Genomic DNA, 3,308 nt, shown 5'->3' on the forward strand with positions numbered 1-3,308 from the left:
GGATGCGTGGGATTGAGAGTAGAGGACATCCTGTGCGTCTGAAAACGCTCATTGCACTCCAGGCACTTAGTGATGAAATAATTCCAATGAACGAGAACCCCCTTAAGCTATGTTGTTAATCTTCAATCTTAACGAGTATTAGTCGGCTGTTTCGACAGAATATTAGGCAATTAACTTATTAAATAATCTAAAAGGTTGTCTTAAAATAGCTCCGACGTACACACCGGGCCATAAAGAGAATTTTGCTTAGAGTACCTTTTCGTTCCATTACTTGTCACACCCCTTATACAATGCAAGCATTTTCAAAGATCATGGGTATATAGCTTCTCCGAAGTTCGTTATATTCATTACATAACAGTTCATATTGCTCATTTTCACTGATCTCTTGAACTTTTAAATTTCTAGGGAGTGATGGTGAGCGAAGAACGCAATTTTCAGTAATAATTTTTTGTTCGTACAAATGTAAACAAGAGATAATTAAGCTTTGAACATCAGGCCTATAATGTCCGCTACGATGATCTATCTCGCATATCTCGCCATTGTCGATTTCAAGAAAACCTGAGCAAAGCACAGGTTGCCCAGCACGTATTGTCGAATGATGTAGTATTACATCAAAGTGATCAGCGTCAGTAGCATATAAACCACCTTTTGGTGAAACGACATACAAAAATCTACCATTTAAAAGTGGTTTTTTTGTGTTTTGATATATGAGCGCACCATCAATATCACGAGTTACTTTAACGGCTTTTTTTTCAGCAGTCGTCATGTAAAAAACTTTTTCGTCACCCATAACCCAAAATGTAGAATCCATTACATTTAAATAGGGCTTAAAGAATAAAACTGAATGTGGGGCAATTTTTCCAAAAACGGTTTGTCGTTCTTGAGAAGATAAAAAACTTAAGTCATAATCTGTTAAATTTTTTTTTGAGGTCCGTACTTCATTAGCGGTAATCTCCTTAAAAATCCGGGAAGTTCTACCAAAGTTACTATGATAATCTTTTTCTAAACAACGCTTGATTTCATGCAATTCCAAAGCGAGATGCAATTGCAAAAATAGTTCATGTTCTGGATTTTTTAGAATAGGTAATATTTCTAATAAATAAGGGTTATCTTGAGTTTTGATGCACTCTATTTCAAAAATAAGATAAAGCTTTACCAAGCCTTGTTCTGCAATATCCATATTTAAGGTTACATTTTTTAAAGTATGCATTAGAAAATCATGGAATGAATCTACAAATGACATCAAAGATATTTTATTTTTTGCTAAGACTGCGTTCTCAATATTTTTTAATAAATCTAATAACATTTAAAATTACCCAAAATTTAGTTACGATTAAAAACACTCATTTATAAACTCTTATAAATCTTCATTTAATAGTTTATAGACTGTAGATCTTCCGATACCTAATAGTTTAGCTATTTCACTAGCACCTTTGCCTGATGACTTCAAAGAAAAGACTTTATTTCTATCAATTTTCCTTTTGCGGCCAAATATAATGCCTTTCGATTTTGCTTCTAATCGTCCTTCGTTAGTGCGTTCTAAAATTCTATGACGTTCGGCTTGAGCTACTGCTGATAAAATAGTAACAACCATTTTCCCCATCGTTCCTTCTGTACTAATTCCATCATCTATAAAACGAACAGAAACACCAATTTCATCAAATTCTTTAATTAGTTGGATCATGTCTGAAGTATCTCTTCCTAACCGATCCAATTTAGTCACCATTATAACATCACCTTTTTCGACTTTGACTTTTAGTAAATTTAATCCCTCTCTTTTAGTATTACTCCCAGTCGCCTTATCGGTGAAAATTCTTGATGGTGATGCCCCAGCATTTTTAAAGATTCAATTTGAATATCCAATGATTGTTGGTTTGTAGAAACTCGCCCATAGCCAAACAAACGCAATTTTGTCCCCGATATCGATTAATAGACACAATTGTCTATTATGTATGTAAATACGATTTAGTAGACAGTGTATTAGAACTGAGAAATGATGTCTACTAGGCCCGGTGTGTACGTCGGAGCTATTTTAAGACAACCTTTTAGATTATTTAATAAGTTAATTGCCTAATATTCTGTCGAAACAGCCGACTAATACTCGTTAAGATTGAAGATTAACAACATAAAAAAGCTGATTAATAAAATCTTGTCCAAAATAGTCCTAGTGCTTTTATTTGTTCATCATCATTAAGTGAATCAAAATACTTCTTTATCCGAATAAAGTAATTCTCTTAAGGTTGTATATGTCTAACCAAATACCATTGTAGTGCCTGCCCCCCATCAGTCGAGAGAATCACAGCGAGCGCAAATATGAAAATTATTGAATTACGACAAGACCTAACAACCGTAGATATGTCTCTAGTAACGAGATAACTCAACATTATTAAGAAAAAGTTCCCCGCAATAAACAATTTTTTGTAATCCTGAGGGATGTTTATATTGAGCCCGCTCAACAAGAAGTAAAGAATTGCTGAAGATATAACTGTCACCAATAGTAATAGAGTCATTTCATTTTCAAAAATATCTTTTATTTTTAAACTCATCAAAGTTATCCTTAGTTTATTTGCACAGGACCTTAAAATCTATCAACAGAGAGCAACATCGTTAGAACTCACCCAAACAAATCACTATGTGATCCTGTTCGTGATAATCGCAACAATTGGATGCAATCATCTTTAATGATCTTATAGATTAACAACCAATCAGGGGTAATGTGACATTCACGATAACCATCCCAATTTCCGAAAAGATTGTGATCTTTATGCTTTAGATCCAATGGCTCCTCCTTTTGCAATTGCTCAATAATAGAGTCTAAGAGCTTCCTGCTTTTTCCTTGCTTCGTAATCTTTTTTAAATCACGCTTAAACTGTGTCGCCAACTCTAATTCAAGCATTATCTATAGAATCCCATACATCCTTCATTGTTTTAAATCGCTCGCCTTTCCCTGATTCCAGCTCTGCCATTGCCTCTCGTGTCTCGTTGTTCGGTATTTTCACCTCAAACGGAAGACCATTTTGGAGGCAGACCTGGCTATAGAACAGTCGAATTGCTTCGGCTGTAGATAAACCTACTTTATGCAAAATTGCCTCCGCCTGCATTTTAAGAGCAGGTTCAATTCGAGCATTAATTGTTGCCGCCTTATTCATTCTAGTTACTCCCAAAGTGCCTATACCTTAATTGTATAACAAATGCATTACATTTTCAATTTTTCTATTTTGGCGAGATATCACAAGGGTACACTTTAGTGATAGGCAGAAAACAAGAGGGTTATATCTATCATATGATTTAAATATTTACTTTTGATA

General features: G+C 34.4%; 3 protein-coding genes and 1 pseudogene. All 4 read right to left on the reverse strand.

From position 1 onward, the window contains the following. Positions 1–283 precede the first annotated feature (283 nt). The 4 genes and pseudogenes from Q0495_RS01715 to Q0495_RS01730 all read right to left on the reverse strand — a co-directional run bounded on the left by Q0495_RS01715 (position 284) and on the right by Q0495_RS01730 (position 3,149). The gene (locus Q0495_RS01715) at positions 284–1,306 is read right to left on the reverse strand and encodes a hypothetical protein (protein ID WP_298622409.1); all 1,023 of its coding nucleotides are present in this window, start codon (positions 1,304–1,306) and stop codon (positions 284–286) included. 51 nt (positions 1,307–1,357) lie between these two features. After that, positions 1,358–1,908, reverse strand: a pseudogene (locus tag Q0495_RS01720) (recombinase family protein). Between the two features lie 706 nt (positions 1,909–2,614). After that, positions 2,615–2,896 carry a type II toxin-antitoxin system YafQ family toxin gene (locus tag Q0495_RS01725; protein ID WP_298622411.1) on the reverse strand — a complete coding sequence of 94 codons (282 nt, stop codon included), beginning with the start codon at positions 2,894–2,896 and terminating at the stop codon, positions 2,615–2,617. Continuing rightward, positions 2,889–3,149 carry a type II toxin-antitoxin system RelB/DinJ family antitoxin gene (locus tag Q0495_RS01730; RefSeq protein WP_298622412.1) on the reverse strand — a complete coding sequence of 87 codons (261 nt, stop codon included), beginning with the start codon at positions 3,147–3,149 and terminating at the stop codon, positions 2,889–2,891. Before Q0495_RS01730 ends, Q0495_RS01725 begins: the two co-directional genes overlap by 8 nt. Between the last annotated feature and the right edge of the window lie 159 nt (positions 3,150–3,308).

Origin of the sequence: uncultured Legionella sp., assembly GCF_937871865.1 — a bacterium.
GTDB lineage: Bacteria > Pseudomonadota > Gammaproteobacteria > Legionellales > Legionellaceae > Legionella.

What these genes read in the sequence shown, in the direction of transcription:
- Q0495_RS01725 (WP_298622411.1), bottom strand. Translation starts at nt 2,896, where the DNA reads ATGCTTGAATTAGAGTTGGCGACACAGTTTAAGCGTGATTTAAAAAAG.
- Q0495_RS01730 (WP_298622412.1), bottom strand. Translation starts at nt 3,149, where the DNA reads ATGAATAAGGCGGCAACAATTAATGCTCGAATTGAACCTGCTCTTAAA.
- Q0495_RS01715 (WP_298622409.1), bottom strand. Translation starts at nt 1,306, where the DNA reads ATGTTATTAGATTTATTAAAAAATATTGAGAACGCAGTCTTAGCAAAA.